The organism is Halolactibacillus sp. JCM 19043 (assembly GCF_001310395.1).
Taxonomy (GTDB): Bacteria; Bacillota; Bacilli; order Bacillales; family Amphibacillaceae; genus Halolactibacillus; species Halolactibacillus miurensis.
This window is the reverse complement of sequence record NZ_BAXD01000001.1, coordinates 64577-83884: the sequence shown is the minus strand read 5'-3', so window position 1 is coordinate 83884 and position 19308 is coordinate 64577. Positions and strand designations below refer to the sequence as shown.

Below are 19308 nucleotides of genomic sequence, written 5' to 3'. Positions count from 1 at the left end.
ATTTCAATATAGTACCTCAGAGATGTCCTTCATTAAAACGCAAAATAGGAATTGTTTCAGCCGAGGCAACTCCCTCTCTTGATTCGCACTTTTTAACTACTGTTCTCATCATCGGTGATATTCGATCAAATTGTTTGAATTGTTTATAATATTACTGATAAAGCATAGGAATGTCAAGTAAGTTTTTTTACCTTTTTTAATCTTTACATACGCTTTACGTTTTGTCACGCACAATCTTCTTGATGTTGCTTAAAATCTTTTGACTCACCTAAGCTTTACACGTATGATAGAGATTGAAAAACAAATACTGAAGGGAGTGAACTGTTGCTTTTTAGAAGCAACCGAAATATGATTGACTACTTTAAAAAAAGACTTTACATATTAATAGGCATGGGACTTCTTGCCTTATTCATTCATCCCCTCACGATCTTCGCTCAAACGGCGATGATTGATACGGATGATTTACTCGTAAGAGGCGGTCCTGGGACATCGTATGAACCGATTGGACACGTGAATACCGGTGATCAGTTCACAATCGAAGCAATTGAATCACCTTGGTTACAAATTACTTATAACAATACTACAGGTTGGGTACACGAAGATTATGTCACTATCTCAAGTGAGCCGGCTATTGATGCGTCAGATGAGGAAATAGCGAATGAGACACCCACTGACACACCGACTCAAACATACCCTTATGAGACACGAATATCAATTCCATTGGTCCATGTAAGACAAGACGCGTCTCTTACAAGTGAGATTACCCATAGACTAAATAAAAATGATCCTGTCACCATTACGGATGAACAAGGCGATTGGTACCAAGTAGCGATAGATAATGCAACAGGTTATATAAAAAAACAGGTACTTGATTTAACTTTAACAAAGCCTGTTGGTCAATCACCTTTACTCAACAAAACCATTGTCATTGATCCTGGACATGGCGGTATCGATGTTGGGGCTATTAGTTTAAATGATGAATATGAAAGTCAATTTGCGATGCAAACGGGACGTGTGCTAGAACGTTACTTAAAAAGACAAGGTGCTAACGTCGTCTTTACTAGAGATGATGATTATTACTACAGTTTGACCTCACGAGCGACACTCAGTAACTACTTAAAGTCCGATATGTTTTTAAGTCTCCACTATAACAGTGAGCCCGCTTATCCATCAGCGAATGGGATTAATACCTATTATCGCGAGCCTGGTTTTGAAACACTCGCTGAAACAGTCCATCACTCACTGCTTGAGGAAACGTCCGCAAACGACCGCGGGGTTGCCTCAGGTAATTACAGCGTCCTTAGAAACAATCGTCGACCTAGCTTATTATTAGAACTTGGTTTCTTATCTAATAACGCAGAAGAACAAATGATTAAACAAGCAAGCTATCATGAAAAATTAGCTAAAGGCATTACCGATGGGGTTACTGACTACTTTGAGACTAGACCCTAACACTTGAATTATTCACTTATAATAATGGTCCTATCATTTATTTGAAAAAGAAAGACCCAATCACGTGTCGTTAATGACGACTGTAGCGATTGGGTCTTTATCTATCTTTATTTATTCAAGTCGTAAATTTCACCTTTAACGAGGTACATAATATTTTCCGCGACATTCGTTAAATGATCGCCAAAACGCTCAATGTATCGGGTACTGAAAGCGACTTGCATGATGAGTTGAATTTCATCTTTTTCTGTCGCTTTATTTGATAACATATCTTTTAACACTTGACCAAACAGTGCATCAATTTCATCATCTTTTTCTGATAATTGCTTGGCTTTTAAAATATCTTCTTCATCATATGCTTCAATCGCAAGATCAATCATGGTATTTGCGATTTTTGTCATTTGATAAAGACGCGGATCAATCGTTAATTGATGTTCGTTACCTAAGTGAATCGTTGAACGCGCAATATTTTTAGCGTTATCGGCCATACGCTCAATATCTGTCGCTAAACGAATGGCGACAATCAATCGGCGTAAATCCGTTGCGACAGGTTGTTGTTTCGCAATCATTAATATCGCCATATTATTAATGTCTAAGTCTAACTCATCTAATGATTTATCATCTTCAATCACTTGTTTTGCTTCTGTGACATCTGATTCATATAAGGCTTTAACTGATCGATTTAACTGTTCCTTACTTGCTTCTAATAACGCGATGACGCGTCGTTTCACTTGCAGTAACTCATCTTCAAATTGTCGTCTACGTACCATGAATATAGCCTCCTCTTAATTAACCAAAACGTCCTGTAATATAGTCTTCCGTACGCTCATCTTTTGGATGTTGGAAAATATCATCTGTATAATCATATTCAATTAATTCACCATTTAGCATAAAGGCGGTACGGTCAGAAATACGGGCCGCTTGCTGCATGTTATGTGTCACGATAACAATGGAGAAATCTTTTTTCAATTCTTGAATTAGTTCTTCGACTTTTAAGGTTGATTTAGGGTCAAGCGCCGAGGTTGGCTCATCCATTAAGATCACATCTGGTTCAATCGCTAAGGCTCGCGCAATACATAGACGTTGTTGTTGCCCACCAGACATGCCGTAGGCATTTTCCTTCAAGCGGTCTTTCACTTCATTCCAAATCGCTGCCCCGCGTAAACTCGATTCAACAATGTCATCTAAAATTTTACGATCTTTAATCCCGTGGATACGAGGTCCATAGGCTATATTATCATAAATGGATTTTGGAAATGGATTGGGTTTTTGAAATACCATGCCTACTTTTGTTCGTAAATCTTCCACCATAAAGTTTGGATCAAGAATGTTTTCCCCACGATACTCAATCGTTCCCGACGTGTGCACATAGTACAAGTTCAACCATCCGATTAAGTGTCTTTAAGAACGTCGACTTACCACAACCAGAGGGTCCTATAATGGCAGTGACTTCTTTTTCATAAATCGGGAAGTTTACGTTTTTTAGGGCATGTGTGTTGCCATACCATAAATTTAAATCTTTCGTATCATACACCTTTGTCGGTTGTTTCTTTTCTTCTTGCCGTGTATTTTTAATATCTGTCACAAATTTCATGATTAAGTCCCCTTTTAATAACGTCGTTGGAATTTATTTCGAATTACAATCGCTGTACCATTTAAAATAAATAGCATTACCAATAAGACAATAATCGTCGCTGAAGCTAAGAATTGATATTCTTCGACTAATGACGCATCAAGTGTCCAGTAATAAATCTGCATGGGCAAGACGGTAAACCGGTCAAATAACCCACCCGGAAACGGTAAGAGTAAAGCAGGAATACCAAGTACAACGAGTGGGGCCGTTTCCCCAATCGCACGCGATAGCGCGAGAATAGAGCCTGTTAAAATACCAGGTAAGGCTGCTGGTAGAATAATATTTTTAATTGTTTGCCACTTTGTTGCCCCTAACCCAATGGAGGCTTCACTTAAGTAACTTGGTACGGCTCTTAATGCTTCCTGACTCGATACAATCACGATCGGTAACACGAGTAAGGACATCGTTAAACCCCCGGCTAAAACGACACTACCTAAATTTAAAAGGTTCGCAAAAATAGTCATCCCGAGAATACCATACACAATCGAAGGTACCCCGGATAGGTTAGCGATATTCGTTTGAATAATCGTTTGAAGTTTTCCTTGTTTTGCATACAACTCATTATATATTGCCGTACCGACTCCTAAAATAATTGTAACCGGGATAACAACCGCCATGAGCCATAACGTTCCTAAAATTGCCCCCATGATACCTGCACGTTCAGCATTGGTGGATAACTTACCTGTTAGAAAATCTAAATTAATATAAGGAATACCCTCCGTAATAATTTGATAAAATAATACCCCTAACACAAACACACCAAACGTGGTCGCGAGTAAGAAAACGCCACTCAAACCTTTATTTAACGCAACGCGGCGTTTCATGCGCTTTTGAATTCTTTCTGATGTCATATGTGTAGCCATTAATATTCCTCCCTGAAGCGACGTGCAATGTAGCGCGCTAAAATATTCATCAGTAATGTGAAGACAAAGAGCGTCATTGCTACGGCGTATAAACTATAGTAAATCGTCGACCCGCGACTCGCATCCCCTCCAGCAACTTCCACGACATAGGCTGTCATTGTCTGCATCGATTGGGTGATATCAAACGTGAAGTTCTTCGAACTCCCACTCGCAATAGCTACGATCATGGTCTCCCCAACGGCTCGAGAAATCCCTAAAACGAAAGCGGCTACTATGCCTGAAAAGGCTGCTGGAATAATGACTTTAAATGTTACCTCTAACTTTGTCGAACCTAACGCTAACGCCCCTTCACGCATCGCATTCGGCACACTGTTCATCGCATCTTCTGATAAAGAGGCAATCATTGGAATAATCATGACCCCCATAACAAGACCCGGCGCTAAAATATTGGTGGCACTCATCTCAGGAATAAACTGGCGCAAAAAAGGTGTCACAAATGTAAAAGCAAAAAAACCATACACAATTGTTGGAATACCTGCCAGTAATTCTAATACAGGTTTTAGTACTCGACGGGCTTTATCTGAAGCATACTCACTTAAATAGATTGCCGTCATCATACCGATGGGTCCCGCTACAACCATCGCAATCACAGACGATATAATCGTGCCGTTAATCAAAGGTAAAATCCCGAATTTTGGATCTTGACTTAACGGTCGTAATACTGTGCCTGTAAAAAATTCGACAATTGACACGCGATTAAAGAACTCAAATGTCTCTGAAATCAATACAAATACGATACCAATCGTTGTTAGTATCGAAATCATAGCGATGCCTAACAACAGATTCGGTACAGCTTTTTCTCCTATGGAACGGAAAGATTGCTTTTGTCGATTTTTTTCAATCATACTTTTTACACGCACAGTAGATGTGCTTTCTTTATTATTATCTACCACAGTAAACCCACCTTTTTCAAGCCAATAAGTTGAGCCCAAAGGCTCAACTTCACTGACTATCGTTATCTAAAAATTATAGTCCTTTTAATTCATCAACGAGTGCTTGAACTTCTTCTTCTGGAAGAGGTGCAAAACCAGTTTCTCCTGCAAATGTATTAACGTTTTCCATCAAGTAAACGGCATAGTCTTTGACTTGTGGCTTTTCTTTTGCCATGTTCACATTTAAGTAAGTGAACACGGGACGAGTAAATGGCGCATAGTCGCCGTCTTCAGCGATTGTGTCAAGTGAAGGTTCAACAGGACCCTCACCAAAATCTACATTTACCGCTTGTAATTGATCTTGGTTGTTTACATAGTATCCAAATCCAAAGAATCCAATCGCATTCACATCTTCACTCACTAATGTTACAAGCGTTGAGTAATCTTGTTGTAAGTTAGCGTCTGCTTTTAAATCTTGTTCTTCTAAAATTGTTTCATAGAAGAATTCATACGTTCCGTGGTTTTCATTTGGGCCATAAGTGTTAATATCTTCATCTGGGAAATCAGGGTTAATATCTGACCATTTTTCAATGTCGCTATCTGCTTTAAAAATATCAATCACTTGTTGTTCTGTTAACTCTGTTGCCCAATCATTATCTGGGTGAAGTACGAAAGTCAGACCATCAAGCGCAACTTTTAATTCTTTGACTTCAATACCTAAGTCATCAGCCATTTGTTGTTCTTCTTCTTTAATGTGACGTGAAGCATCATTAAAGTCTGTACCGTCTTCTGCTAAGAACTTTTTGAAACCAGCACTTGTACCAGAGCGGGCAACTTCAACTGATACATTCTCTTCTTCAGTTACCATGTACTCTTCGGCAATACGTGCCATCAAAGGATAAACCGTACCTGAACCATCAACAACAACGCTACCAGATAGTTCTTCAGTTTCTGTACCTGAATCACTTGACGTATCATCGCCACCACAGGCGGCAAGTACACCTAACATTAAAACTAAAGTAAATAGTACCCATACCTTTTTCATTTTCAGCATTTCTTTCGTCCTCCTTATTGGCATCTCTTTTTTTATGACATATCTCTTTGCCACACTTACATCATAACGAACGGTTATGAAGCTAACGTTAATCGTGTGTAAAGAAGTTGTAAAGTTCAACAAACTTGTTATGATTATTAGCTAAATCATTGATATATCAACGTTTTTATGACTTATTTTTTTAAATTTTTTATAGAATAGCACCTGACTTAAAATTACCTACTTGTTTTTCACTCGAAAAAATCAATGACTTTTCTAAAAATACACCAACGTCTTTTATAATTTGGACGAAAACACAAAAAAGATGTAAGCATCCTCATAATAAGGAAACTTACATCTTTCGTCATTAAACACCTATTATTTTCGGTCATCCGTATCCACTATTAATGTAACTGGACCATCATTAGTGAGTGACACGTCCATCATTTCACCAAAGACACCTGTTTCAACGTGAACACCTGCATCCATTAATTGTTGATTAAACTGATTGTAGAGTTCTTCAGCTTGTGTCGGTTTAGCGGCCGCCATAAAGTTGGGACGACGTCCCTTTCTCGTGTCACCATATAAGGTAAATTGTGAAATCGACAGAATCGATCCTCCAACATCCATTAAACTATGATTCATCTTCCCTGCTTCATCTTCGAATATGCGTAAATGCGGAATTTTTTTGACTAAATAGTCGACATCATCGACCGAGTCGTCTTGAGTAACGCCAACAAGTAGGACTAGGCCAAAATCAATTTGACCAGTGACTTTACCATCGACAACGACTTTTGCTTCTATACTTCTTTGTAGGACAACTCTCAAATTAAAACCCCTTTACTGTACAATTCTTTCAACGGTATACACATCTTTAATTTGTTTTAACTTATCTACGACTTTACGTAAATGTTGAATGTTATGAATGAGAATGGTTAAGTGAATGATCACCATCTTATTTCGATCAGATTTACCACTAACAGCAATAATATTTGTCCCCATCTCGTTAATGTTATGCAAGACATCGTTTAACAATCCACGACGATCATAACCGGAGATTTCAATATCTACGTGATATTGCTTCGTCATACTATCATGATTTTCCCATTCCACTGACAGTGCTTTATCTTTCATTTCTTGCTACTGACATTCGGACAATCTTTCCTATGAACAGACACGCCACGACCTTTCGTTACAATACCGATAATCTCATCACCTGGAACAGGATTACAACATTTCGCCAGTCTAACAAGAAGATTATCGACACCTTCAACTTTCACACCTGATGATTTCGACTTCGTTGGTCTTGACTTTTGTTTTTGCTGGACTTTTTCAATACTTTCCTGTAGCTCTTGTTTATCCTCTTTTTTACGGAACTTATCTGTTAAGCGCGTCGAAATCTGCGTGGCATTAATTCCCTGATATCCAACAGCAGCGTACATATCATCGATACTTATAAAGTTAAAACGATCGGCAACTTTTTGTAAGTTGTCTTGTGAAAGCACTTCTTTTGGATCAAAACCTGTCGTACGCACTTCTCGGTCGACGAGTTCGCGACCTTTCACAACATTTTCGTCACGTTGTTGCTTCTTAAAGAATTGTTTAATTTTATTTTTCGCTTGTGATGTGGTCGTCATCTTCAGCCAATCACGTGATGGACCATATGAATGTTTTGAGGTCATCATTTCGATAATGTCCCCATTTTTCAACTGATAATCCAGTGGTTCCATCTTGCCATTAACACGCGCGCCAATCGTATGATTACCGACTTCTGTATGAATTTTATAGGCAAAGTCAATCGGTACAGCACCTTTAGGAAGTTCAATGACGTCGCCTTTTGGCGTAAAGACATAAACCAAATCAGCAAACAACTCCACTTTTAATGACTCCATAAATTCTTCGGCATCATGCGTATCAGACTGTGATTCAAGAATTTCTCTAAACCAAGCGAGTTTTTCTTCGGAGTTAGGCTTTTTCGTTAACGTCTTACCTTCTTTATAGGCCAGTGAGCCGCAATCCCGTATTCGGCAATTTCATGCATTTCCTTCGTCCGGATTTGCACTTCTAATGGCGAGCCCATCGGACCAATGACGGTCGTATGCAGCGATTGATACAGGTTAGGTTTTGGCATCGCGATATAATCTTTAAACCGACCAGGCATCGGTTTCCAACACGTATGAATAATGCCAAGGACGGCATAACAATCTTTGATACTATCGACGATAATTCTCACCGCTAATAAATCATAAATCTCATTGAATTGTTTATTTTGTATCACCATCTTACGGTAAATGCTATAAAGGTGCTTTGGTCGCCCAGAAAATTCTGCTTTAATATTGACATCATCTAATTGGCGTTTGACTTCACCGATTACATCATCTAAATAATGCTCACGTTCCTCGCGCTTTTGTTTCATTAAATTCACAATCCGGTAATACTGTTGTGGATTTAAGTAACGTAAGCTTGCATCTTCTAATTCCCACTTAATCGTAGAAATCCCGAGTCGATGCGCTAGGGGCGCGAATATTTCTAACGTTTCATTAGCAATACGGCGCTGCTTTTCTGCGGGTACATGCTTTAGTGTGCGCATGTTGTGCAGGCGGTCAGCAAGTTTAATCATAATGACACGAATATCTTTAGACATGGCGATAAACATTTTGCGGTGGTTTTCCGCTTGTTGCGCTTCTTTTGATTTATATTTAATTTTACCTAGCTTTGTCACACCATCAACAAGCATGGCGACCTCTTCGCCGAAAGTTGCGGATAGCTCTTCTAATGTAATAGAGGTATCCTCTACAACATCATGCAAAAAACCTGCCGCAATGGTTTCTTTATCTAAACCGAGTGATACGATGATACTTGCGACTTGAACAGGGTGAATAATATAAGGTTCACCCGATTGTCTAAATTGCCCTTCGTGGGCCTGTTCGGCATAATCGTATGCTCGGCGAATAAACGCAATATCAGCTTCATCTAAATAACGCGAGGCTTCTTCAATCACCTCGTCGATTGTTAATACTAAATCTCTTGCCATGTTTATCACCTAAATCCTTTAGTCTGTATATGTCTCTTTATTATCTACCATCATAACATGGATTCCCTCTATTTTATAATAAGTTACGTCGTTTAATCAATACGCGCGCACATGAAGAATAATCAACCATCACTTTTTCGAAAGCACGTCTTTAAAAACCTAGCAAAAAACGCGCCCAACGGCGCGTCATGTTTACTCGTAATGCATTAATGTTAAAACATCGTATCCTTCTAACTTATCACGACCATTTAAATAATCTAGTTCAATTAAGAACGCACACCCAACGACTTCTCCACCAAGTTCTTCAACTAATTTGATCGTTGCTTCAATTGTTCCACCTGTTGCGAGTAAGTCATCGGTAATTAATACACGTTGACCTGGCTTAATCGCATCTTTATGAATGGTTAAGACATCTTTACCGTATTCTAAACCATAATCTACTTTAATGACTTCACGTGGTAATTTTCCTTCTTTACGGACAGGTGCAAAACCAATTTCTAAGGCATATGATACCGGACAACCGACAATAAATCCACGTGCCTCTGGTCCTACGACGATATCAACGTCTCGCTCTTTTGCATAAGTCACAATCTCATCTACTGCTTTCTTATAAGCCGGGCCATTATCCATCAGTGGAGTAATATCTTTAAACTGTACCCCTTCTTTTGGCCAATCCTCTACTAATGCAATGTGTTTTTTATAATCCATTTACTTTTTCCTCCTCTAGTGAGTCACTTGACTCTAATCCAGTAAGTAACCAAGAAACGAGCGCTTGATAACTTGAATAATATAAAATCGATTCAATGTCAATTTTGTTCTGTTGGCGTTGATAACTATTAGCCGTTTCTAATGGCCGCTTATCAACAGACGGATTGGGTACAAGAACCCCATTCGCTATTTTAACAAATTCGAGCTCAGAAAACACCTGAATCATGAATTTAATTTTATTTATTTTCCAACCCTTATGTTTAGCCACGCGTAAACTATCACGTTCCAAATAAAATTGGCCTTGCTTAATAATAAAGGCGTACAACCATTTAAAATCATCTCGCGACGGTAATACTTGTAACGTCTCTTCATCTGCTTGGTAGCATAAATATATGTTTTCAGGCGACGTCTTTTTAATCAATGTAACGAAATGGTCAAGTGACTCAGGTAAGTCTGTCACAATTAAATTTTGAATCGTTGTCCCGCGAGCGATCACGGTTTCACTATGCTCACTTTGTCTATCCTCAATCTTTGTTGGTTGATTAAAATGCACGAATACGACATTTTCACCCGCATGAGGCAGCACATCTTTATACCAAAACTTACGTCCGCGAAAATCAAAAACTTGTTGGCTAAGAATTCGGCGGTCTTCTAACATAAGCTGAACAGAGCGAATATTGTTCCATTCATTGACCGATAAATACCCGATGATTTCAACTGACTGATCTTGATTTAAATGATGATAGTCCTGCCCAAAGCCAAAACCAATCACATTGACTTGATATTGATTCTGTTCCAAACTAAATTTTAAATGTGTTTGGTCAGCACCAATTTTACGAATATCTTTTGGTATACCCGTGACGTAAAAGAGCGGCTTAGGATTAGCCATCCCAAACGGTGCTAACTTGTTTAAGTTACTTATTAAATCAAGTGACAACTGACTGACATCTACAGCTAAATCAATCTGTTTATGTTCTTTATAATCTTCAGCTGAGAGCGTGTCTTTTGCAATCGTATTTAATACGGCTCTAAGCTCACTTAATCGATCTAAATCAACCGTCATCCCTGCCGCTTGACTATGTCCACCGAAGTTAATGAATAACTCTCTCACCGACATTCCGTGTTCAAATAAGTTAAAGGCATCAATACTACGAGCCGAACCTTTCGCAATCCCCTGGTCCGGCTTAATCGAAAGACAAAGAACCGGTCGCTGATATGTCCTTACTAAACGACTGGCGACAATGCCTAAGACACCTTCATTCCAACCTTCTTTCGCGACAACAATCACTCGTTCGTGTTCTACTGGATTGTTTTCAACAAGCTCAATCGCTTCCGCGGCAATGGTTTTCACAATTTCTTGTCGTTCTTGATTGATGTTATTAATCATCTCAGCTAATTGATTAGCTTCAACTGGATCGGTCGCCATTAACAATTCAACAGCAGGTAAAGCACTTCCGAGACGCCCCACAGCATTCAGTCTCGGACCAATCCCAAACCCAATATCTTCTTCATCCACGTCATCTTTAATACTAGCGACATATTTTAATGCCACTAATCCTGTTCTCGATGTTTGTTTCAGTTTTTTAAGACCGAGTGTAGTAAGTACGCGGTTCTCTCCTACTAAAGGCACTAAGTCACTGATGGTACCTATCGCCACTAAATCAAGGAATTGCTCCGGAAAATAGCCAAGTAAGTATTGACTTAGTTTAAAAGCAACCCCCACACCTGCAAGTGCTTTAAAAGAATAATCTTCTGATACTTTTGGATGAATCACCGCAAAAGCATCAGGTAAGACCTCTTGGACTTCGTGGTGATCAGTAATAATGACATCTAACCCAATCGCATTAGCTACTTCAATTGATTCAAAAGCAGCGATACCCGTATCAACCGTAATAACGAGACTAAAGCCGTCTTCTTTAATCTGACGCATCGCGTCAGGATTCGGACCATAGCCTTCAGTAAAACGATTAGGAATGTAACAGTCACAAATGGCTCCTAATTCGATTAACGTTTCCATCATAACCACCGTTGATGTGACACCATCTGCATCATAATCCCCAAATACCATGATAGGTTCGCCTGTTTCAACCGCTTTTAAAATGCGGGACTTTACTTTTTCACTATCCGTTAAAAGGCTGGGATCAATTAAATCCTTCATTGAAGGAGACAAGAAGGCCTTTTGTTCCTTGTCTGTTGTGACCCCGCGCTTTTCTAATAAGCGTGTCATAATCGTTTGGGCTTCATTCACAGGTTCAAGTGAATCAAACGACCATTTCATTTTACTCTCTAACATAAATTCACCCCTGACTTGTCTATTATACTAGACAATATCAGGGGGTTCAATTAATCATCATTAATTATTTTTTGAATCGATCACTTCTACATCAGCTGTTGTGTCATCTGAGTCCGTTTCATTAGAAACATTGACAGCCGTTGATGCCCGTAATTGTTGATTTTCAGACTCTAACCGACGAATTTTTTTCTTCGCGCCTATTAAATGAGCAATACCAAACCCACTCGTAATTAAGCCACCTAGAAGTGTTGAAACTAAAATCACTAGAATAAGTGGCGATTCACTCGTAAAGAATAAATAATTCACTTCTACTTGGTCTACATTAATGACTGCAAACGTTGCAACAATTAACGCAAACAGTAGTGCCGCTATAACATACGTCTGTCCTTTCATCACGTCACCTCATTTACTATATTTAATGATACTTTCTTTTACCACTTTTGGTAACGTTCTAAACCTCATAGCGCTTAAACTTGTGGTCCGTCATTGCGTTTCTTCTCAACAAACACAATCGGTTTTTCTTTAATATTACGTCCGCGTAGAACTAACCACAGTTGAGCGGCGATAAAGTTTGATGAGTACATCCCAGCAAAGAGTCCAATAACTAGAGCAAATGAGAAGTTGGTAATCGCTGGCGCACCAAAGATCCATAGGAAAATAGCCGCAACAATAACCGTTAATACAGTATTAATACTTCTCGCGAGTGTTTGAATTAAACTATCATTCACAATACGAGCAAGTTGATCGAAAGATCGGATGGATTTTTTCTTTTTAATATTTTCTCTAATTCTATCAAAGTTAACGATTGTATCATTAATGGAATAACCAACAATTGTTAAGATCGCCGCCACGATAGTCACATTGAACTCCACTTGCGTCAGACTAAAGATGGCTAAGATAAAGAACGCATCATGTAAGAGCGCAATAATAGCCGCAATCGCAAAGTTAAATTCAAAACGGATGGTTACATAAATAACAATAAAGATCGAGCAATCGCTACTGCCATCATCGCATTTCTCGCCAGTTGTTGACCGACAACAGGACTTACCGTACTTATACTTGCTTCTGTCTCATATACTTCACTAAAGTAAGTACGCACCTCGGCGACTTGTTCTTGATTTAATTGATCACTTAAGCGAATAACCGCTATTTCGTTATTCTCACCCGAAAAGGTCACAGTCTCGACATCATAATCAAAGGTTTCAAAGTGCGTTCTTGCCTCTTCTTCTGATATATTTTCAACTGTATTGACTTCCACACGTGTGCCACTTGTGAAATCAATACTAAGATTAAGACCGATAAACAGCATGGATAGTAGTCCCACAAAAATTAGAGCACCACTGGCTATAAAGTACTTTTTCCGGTGCGCAACAAAATCAATGCGTTTATTAAAGAACGTTGGCTCAACTTCTGTTGTATCACTTAGTTCCCTGATTTGATCCTGTTTTACCCCGATCCAGTGTGGGCGTTTATTAAGAGCACGGCTCTTAATCCATAATCCCATGAGGAAGCGAGAAATAAAGACGGTTGTAATAAAGCTTAAGACGATACTGACAATGAGCAATGTCGCAAACCCTTTAACTGAACTTGTCCCGTAAATAAATAGAACGGTTGCAGCGATTAACGTCGTAATATTCGCATCCAATATCGTTGATAAGGAGTTCTTATTCGCTGATTCAAAGGCCGCAATCATCGACTTTCCTTCTCGTAATTCTTCTTTCATTCGTTCAAATGTAATGATATTCGCATCGACTGCCATACCAACACCTAGAATAAGGGCCGCAATACCAGGCAAGGTTAAGACACCATTCATAAGTTCGAATACTAAAATAACTAAATAAATATATAAGCTCAATGTAATGATGGAAATAACGCCACCGAAACGATAAACCCCTAGCATAAATAGGAAAATAAAGATAATACCTAATGCCCCAGCAAAAAGCGTTTCATTTAATGCATCCACCCCAAATTGAGCCGAGACTGATGTGGTGTAGACTTCCGTTAAATCAACTGGAAGTGACCCCGCATTTAACAAATCGGCTAATTGCTGGGCTTCATCAATGGTGAAGTTACCATTAATCACGACTTGTGGTGAATTAATCACTTGATCAATTGACGGTGCTGACAAGTACTTTGGTTCACCTTCTAATTTATCTTCACCCATATAATATGGTTCTTTTTTAAATTCTTCTTGATAGGAATCCCCTTCAGCATAATCAAGCCAAATGACAAGCGTGTTTTGAACATCACTTTCTAAAATTTCTCTCGTGATGTCACCGAACTTTGCCCCATCTTTTAATTCTAAGGAAACAATCGGCTGATTCGTATTCGGATCAAAATCTTGACGCGCAGCGCCTTCTACTAAGTCGGCACCAGATAACATTAATTCATCATTAGCGTTTCTAAAACTCAATTGTGCGGTCGTTTGTAAGATTTCTCTCGCTTCGTCTTCATTCTGAATGCCTGCCAGTTGTACTCGGACACGGTTAGGCTCTTCTATAGTGAAACTCGGTTCACTGACGCCTAACACATCGACACGTTGGCGCAACGATTCGACCGTCGCATCAAGCATATCTTCTGATAACGCTTGACTCTCATCTAACGGTTCGACGTCATATAAAATCTCAACCCCACCTTGTAAATCAAGGCCGAGTTTAACATCTTCACTAATACTAAATACAGTTGTAGAAATAACGGCAATTAACGTGGCAAGCACGATAAAAAAGCCGATAATACGGTTTTTCTTAATCATATGTAACGTTCCCTCTCATCTCTGTAGTTTCTCCATGTGATGACATACATCATACATGACTTTAATTCATGTCGTTATGTTTGAACACATCTTGAATCGCACCGGATAGATCATCGGTCTGATAAGCCATTTGTGTCATATAACTCATAAAAAAATGCGGCTTTAAATGCAAGATATCTTGAACGACTTGATGTAAAGACAGATTCTTATCTTTTTTCCAGACTTTTTTCATAAGACATTGCCATACAGTCGTCGCATCCGCTTCATCATATCCTAAGTAAATCAACTCATTTACCTTACTATCAATAACCGTGCCGAGCGACAGTTCCATTCGGATACTAATTTAGGCTCCACCAGATTTCCTCCTCTCAATTAAAATGTCATCAGTCTATTGTTTATTCGATTATTCTATCATTATTAGTCTAGGATGAAGATTTGTAACATATCTATTGTAGCGGAAGAATCATTATTTGGAAAGGGAGGAATTTCAGTTGTCCAAACCTCAAAGTTTTATTCATGGTACCTTAACACTCGTTATTACCGGGCTCATCGTTCGGTTCCTTGGATTTTTCATTCGTTTAATTATGGTCAGAGCTGTAGGAGAAGAAGCCATCGGCCTTTATCACCTCGTTCTTCCTACCTTCTTTTTTATCTTTACTTTTACTCAATTAGGCTTACCTGTTGCAATTAGTCAACGCGTCAGTAAATATTATAGTAAACATGATACACAGACGATACGACGTTTATTTTATACCAGTCTGACCATCGCTCTCATCTTGAGTGTAACAACGAGTGTGTTGTTGTTTATTATTAAGGATACTTTTTTACTACCGCTCTTTTCTGACCAACGCGTTTACCTTGCGCTCGTGCCCTTACTCTGGCTGATTCCACTGGCGACATGTTCAAGTGTGTTAAAAGGATTTTTTCAAGGGTTACATAATATGCGACCGCAAGGCGTATCTCAGCTATTAGAACAAATCGTTAGACTGTTATTGTTGCTGTATGGATTAAAAGACTATCCCTTTGATACCGTTGAAGTTTTAGCAGAAAAGTTATTATGGCAAAGTGTGATCAGTGAATGTTTTAGCTTGTTTTATTTATTAATCCTATATGTAAATGTTCAGTTACCTAAAAAGCAACAGGCTAAGCGACCACAGCACTTAACCAAGGAGCTGCTCTCTATTGCCTTACCAACAACCGGTATGCGCATGATTCACAGTTTCGGTCATTTTTTAGAGCCGCTCATCATTCATCGACAATTCGTCTTAAATGGTTTATCAATTACTGGCGCGACAAAAGCTTATGGTTTACTGACAGGCTATATATTTCCACTCGTGAATTTTCCCATGTTTATCACTCAAGCGATTGCGCAAGCAACTATTCCTAGTGTAACAGAAGCCATCGAGCAAAAAAACATGAAACAGACGCACTTCCGTATTCACCAAGCCGTTAGGTATTCCATTATGGTCGGCATTTTTTTCACCATCATTCTGATGGTCTATCCTGATACGTTATTATTTTTAATGTACGATACAGATAAAGGTATCACATTGATTAAATGGCTTGCCTTTTTTTACTTTTTTCACTTATTTACACTTTCCTTTTCATGCCATTTTACAGGCGAGCGATGAGACCCACCGGGCGATGTTTAATAGTATGATTAATTTCTTAGTCAAAATAGCCGCCCTTACCTACTTTATGCGATGGCTTGATCCGATGGTTGGCGTCATTGTCAGCTTATCTTTGTTGTCTATTATATCAACTCTGTTGCATTATAATAGCGTTAAAAAAGCCACCGGTTATCAATTGACTTTTCCTTTTTTAAATCAAGTCATCGGGTTATATATCTTCTTTCTGGCCATCACAGCCAGTTGTCGCTTCGCGCTTAAACTGATAGATGCGTCCGTTTGGTTAGAATTATCCAGTATTCCTTTCTTGTTTATTATCTTTATTCTTCTAACATTCGGTTTTAAATTATTTACAATAAGTGAATGGCGAATGCTTAGTCAGCGAAAGTCAAAACGTCATTGAAACTTTTTAAAAACCATTGGTTATCACCGTCCACACTTAAATAAAAAATATTTTGATAACCGATACAACCATTTGAACGTAAGAATTTTTTCACATCTTCTTCCGTTAAACCGGCTTGACGTAAAATGTTTTTCTGAAGTACACCATAAAGAACAACATCATAAACGACGCCGGTAGATTCTTGTTTGTCTTTTTTAAAGGCGGATAGTTTACCTGAAGATTCAAGTAAGGCATAATCAAGGTCTTGCAGACCTTTGATCTCTTTCTCGTGCAGTTGCTGTAAAAAGTCGGTTAGGCTATAGCGTTCTTTTCTCATCGCTTTTAGATTAAATTTACCATCTTTATATATATAAGATGCTTCTCCGTCAAACAAACGCCTTGCCCGGGGGAATTTCAAAGCTAGATAAGCACTGAAGCGTTGACAAAACAATAAAATAACAAGCGGCAAGTAAATGTCTTTAAACGTTAAATCAGGATCTTCAATCAAATTCACGCCTAATTCCGCCATCATCATAAAAATGACAACATCAAACAAGCTTAATTCCCCTACTTCTCGCTTACCCATAAGCCGAAAGACAGTGACCATTGTTAAATACGACACAATTGTTAACCATACCATTAATATCAACTCCACATCCATTGATGATACGTTAGTGTGTGTGAATATAATGAAAGTTATAACCTTAACACTTTAAAAGAGAAATCATTATATCTTTCTTTTAGTATTTTAAAAACAAAAAGAGCCGCTGTTTGGCTCTTAATCTTTGTCAGACTCACGTAATTAATTCATTAAAGTATGTCATTAACATAAATGATTCGATGAGATAAGGTACATTAGTTATAGATTGTTCCACCTGCAGAGTTATTATACCAATTCCAAAAATCAACGTCACCCATTGTGGCATAGATAATCGCTTCATTTTCTTGAAGTTTGAGCAGTTCTTTACTAGGACCTGTGACAACAACGCCATAAGTATTCACGCCATGTTCTTCTACAAAGCGATACCTTTCATCTATACTCACGTCTCGATTCATAAATGGTAGATACCTTTCTGTTAGTTTTTCATTTTCGGCAAGAAATTTGAGCCCTGTTGTAAATGCTTCCTCTCGCTTATCACCATCTCCTCTTTCAGTGATAAAATCAAAATTCGTTAAGTCAAATACAGCATCTTCATGGAATCCCCAAATATCACTAATAGCACTTAAATATGGCGAACCATCACTAGATCCGTTTTTTTCTGTACCAGTATCAATCGCATACCAAACGATGTCAACCTCCATATCTTCTAAAAGTTCATACACCTCTGTGAATTCATATAAATCGTCGAATGTAATCGCCAATTCAGACACGGTTCCTTCAGGAAGTAGTTCTAACGTGTCCCATGTTTGATTTAATGTTTGCTCGTAATAACCCTGTTCCTCCTCAGATTGTTTCGATACAAACCATGGGTGCAGAAAGTATAACTGTACATCATATTGTCCATCATGCCAATCTCGATTAACCGTCAATTGATTTAAAAACATTTTCCCTTCTAATTGACCAATCGTTTTTCTTTTCCTTCCCAGTTGTTTCTTAATAGATAAATCCATATCAGCAGTAAAATATAAATTAGTATGTAATCCACTACTCCCAAGATATACATTAGGCATAGTCATTTGTGTAGCTGTTTTAACTACCTGCATCGCTTGATTGGCTTTTCCGTCTTCTCCACCAAACCCATAATATAAAGCCGTTAGTAAACCAGAGATGAAACTTATTAAGATAAACAAGAAAAAGAGAGTGAAGGCGTTTGTTAATCTATTTTTCCATTTAGCCCGTCGCAACAATCGTTTCTGTTTTTTTTCCGGTAACTCATTCACCCTGTCCTTATGCTCTATCAGTCTTTTTTCTTTTATAGTTTGACTCTCTTGCTCGTCCATCTCCATTTCAAGTCTGTGTTGGCATCGCTCACAACTGTTTAAATGTTCATCCATCAATTGTTCATCTTCTTCAGAACATGTGCCGTTCAAATACGCTTCCCACTTATTTTCAACGTCCTTACATTCCACTCTAATCATCTCCTTGAAAATTCAGTCTAGCTTTTTTTCTATCTCTTTTCGTCCGCGATAAAGGGTAACCTTCACCTTACTTAATGATATATTTAACATGTCAGCGATTTCTTGGTAAGATAATTGATAATACTCTCTGAGTAGTATGACATTTCTTTTGTATAGCGTTAATTGATCAACTACCCTAAACCAATCATTCAGTTGATCTTTTACCATATATTCATCTTCTGCACTTTTCACCTGGTTCTGGTCAAGTAGGTGATTCAATACTTCATCGTCCTTGACTTGTACTAAGCGTTTGTCTTTTCTTATAACGTCTATAAACGTATGATAGGCTACTTTAAACAACCACGGTTTAATCTTCTCTATATTATCCGTTTCTAAGTATAGACAGGCTCGGTAGAAGGTCTCTTGAACAATGTCCTCAGCAAGTGATTTGTTTTTACACAAAGAAAATATGTAGGCGTACAAGTCATTTATATAGAGTAAATATATGTCTTCTAAATCCAGATGCTTTTCCATCGAAACCTC

At 38.4% G+C, this 19308-nt stretch carries 17 protein-coding genes, 2 pseudogenes and 1 other annotated feature (1 of these 20 running past the window's edge); of the genes and pseudogenes, 3 read left to right on the top strand and 16 right to left on the bottom strand.

Annotated features, from left to right (window positions below):
• Nucleotides 1-121, bottom strand: a binding site (T-box leader) (it extends 101 nt beyond the left edge of the window).
• 227 nt (nucleotides 122-348) lie between these two features.
• Nucleotides 349-1452: an N-acetylmuramoyl-L-alanine amidase gene (locus tag JCM19043_RS00415; RefSeq protein WP_062319022.1), complete on the top strand. Its 1104-nt coding sequence runs from the start codon at nucleotides 349-351 to the stop codon at nucleotides 1450-1452.
• A 107-nt stretch (nucleotides 1453-1559) separates the two neighbouring features.
• Here the strand turns inward: JCM19043_RS00415 and phoU are convergent, their stop codons facing one another.
• From phoU to JCM19043_RS00355, 13 genes and pseudogenes are all read right to left on the bottom strand, one after another.
• Nucleotides 1560-2219 carry a phosphate signaling complex protein PhoU gene (gene phoU, locus JCM19043_RS00410; RefSeq protein WP_062319020.1) on the bottom strand — a complete coding sequence of 220 codons (660 nt, stop codon included), beginning with the start codon at nucleotides 2217-2219 and terminating at the stop codon, nucleotides 1560-1562.
• Between the two features lie 19 nt (nucleotides 2220-2238).
• Nucleotides 2239-3043: pseudogene (pstB, locus tag JCM19043_RS00405) on the bottom strand (phosphate ABC transporter ATP-binding protein PstB).
• A gap of 14 nt (nucleotides 3044-3057) precedes the next feature.
• Nucleotides 3058-3945 carry a phosphate ABC transporter permease PstA gene (pstA, locus tag JCM19043_RS00400; protein WP_062319018.1) on the bottom strand — a complete coding sequence of 296 codons (888 nt, stop codon included), beginning with the start codon at nucleotides 3943-3945 and terminating at the stop codon, nucleotides 3058-3060.
• Nucleotides 3945-4850, bottom strand: coding sequence for a phosphate ABC transporter permease subunit PstC (pstC, locus tag JCM19043_RS00395; protein WP_062319429.1), 906 nt, complete (start codon nucleotides 4848-4850; stop codon nucleotides 3945-3947). The genes pstA and pstC overlap by 1 nt, the downstream gene beginning before the upstream one ends.
• A gap of 121 nt (nucleotides 4851-4971) precedes the next feature.
• Nucleotides 4972-5931, bottom strand: coding sequence for a PstS family phosphate ABC transporter substrate-binding protein (locus JCM19043_RS00390; RefSeq protein ID WP_062319015.1), 960 nt, complete (start codon nucleotides 5929-5931; stop codon nucleotides 4972-4974).
• A gap of 357 nt (nucleotides 5932-6288) precedes the next feature.
• Nucleotides 6289-6738, bottom strand: coding sequence for a D-aminoacyl-tRNA deacylase (dtd, locus tag JCM19043_RS00385; protein WP_062319013.1), 450 nt, complete (start codon nucleotides 6736-6738; stop codon nucleotides 6289-6291).
• A gap of 12 nt (nucleotides 6739-6750) precedes the next feature.
• Nucleotides 6751-8944, bottom strand: a pseudogene (locus tag JCM19043_RS00380) (bifunctional (p)ppGpp synthetase/guanosine-3',5'-bis(diphosphate) 3'-pyrophosphohydrolase).
• 192 nt (nucleotides 8945-9136) lie between these two features.
• Nucleotides 9137-9652: an adenine phosphoribosyltransferase gene (locus JCM19043_RS00375; RefSeq protein WP_062319011.1), complete on the bottom strand. Its 516-nt coding sequence runs from the start codon at nucleotides 9650-9652 to the stop codon at nucleotides 9137-9139.
• Nucleotides 9642-11945, bottom strand: coding sequence for a single-stranded-DNA-specific exonuclease RecJ (gene recJ / locus JCM19043_RS00370; protein WP_062319009.1), 2304 nt, complete (start codon nucleotides 11943-11945; stop codon nucleotides 9642-9644). The genes JCM19043_RS00375 and recJ overlap by 11 nt, the downstream gene beginning before the upstream one ends.
• 60 nt (nucleotides 11946-12005) lie before the next feature.
• Complete coding sequence (locus JCM19043_RS00365; protein WP_062319007.1) at nucleotides 12006-12338, bottom strand: lipopolysaccharide assembly LapA domain-containing protein; 333 nt, start codon at nucleotides 12336-12338, stop codon at nucleotides 12006-12008.
• 74 nt (nucleotides 12339-12412) lie between these two features.
• A complete protein-coding gene (gene secF, locus JCM19043_RS18415) occupies nucleotides 12413-12874 on the bottom strand; it encodes a protein translocase subunit SecF (protein ID WP_369813710.1) in 462 nt (153 codons plus the stop codon).
• A gap of 35 nt (nucleotides 12875-12909) precedes the next feature.
• Nucleotides 12910-14697, bottom strand: coding sequence for a protein translocase subunit SecD (secD, locus tag JCM19043_RS00360; protein ID WP_369813695.1), 1788 nt, complete (start codon nucleotides 14695-14697; stop codon nucleotides 12910-12912).
• 61 nt (nucleotides 14698-14758) lie between these two features.
• Nucleotides 14759-15028 carry a post-transcriptional regulator gene (locus tag JCM19043_RS00355; protein WP_062319005.1) on the bottom strand — a complete coding sequence of 90 codons (270 nt, stop codon included), beginning with the start codon at nucleotides 15026-15028 and terminating at the stop codon, nucleotides 14759-14761.
• Between the two features lie 160 nt (nucleotides 15029-15188).
• On the opposite strand from JCM19043_RS00355, the gene JCM19043_RS00350 reads away from it, so the two are divergent.
• Complete coding sequence (locus tag JCM19043_RS00350) at nucleotides 15189-16328, top strand: oligosaccharide flippase family protein (RefSeq protein ID WP_062319003.1); 1140 nt, start codon at nucleotides 15189-15191, stop codon at nucleotides 16326-16328.
• Nucleotides 16261-16728, top strand: a complete 468-nt coding sequence (locus tag JCM19043_RS00345; protein ID WP_082394347.1) for a polysaccharide biosynthesis C-terminal domain-containing protein — start codon at nucleotides 16261-16263, stop codon at nucleotides 16726-16728. The genes JCM19043_RS00350 and JCM19043_RS00345 overlap by 68 nt, the downstream gene beginning before the upstream one ends.
• Here the strand turns inward: JCM19043_RS00345 and JCM19043_RS00340 are convergent.
• The 3 genes from JCM19043_RS00340 to JCM19043_RS00330 form a co-directional block, all read right to left on the bottom strand.
• Complete coding sequence (locus JCM19043_RS00340) at nucleotides 16700-17347, bottom strand: DUF421 domain-containing protein (protein ID WP_062318997.1); 648 nt, start codon at nucleotides 17345-17347, stop codon at nucleotides 16700-16702. The two genes, JCM19043_RS00345 and JCM19043_RS00340, sit on opposite strands and share 29 nt — an antisense overlap.
• A gap of 215 nt (nucleotides 17348-17562) precedes the next feature.
• On the bottom strand, nucleotides 17563-18777 hold the full coding sequence (locus JCM19043_RS00335) for an anti-sigma factor (protein ID WP_062318996.1): 1215 nt from the start codon (nucleotides 18775-18777) through the stop codon (nucleotides 17563-17565).
• 21 nt (nucleotides 18778-18798) lie between these two features.
• Nucleotides 18799-19299, bottom strand: coding sequence for a sigma-70 family RNA polymerase sigma factor (locus JCM19043_RS00330; RefSeq protein ID WP_082394344.1), 501 nt, complete (start codon nucleotides 19297-19299; stop codon nucleotides 18799-18801).
• Between the last annotated feature and the right edge of the window lie 9 nt (nucleotides 19300-19308).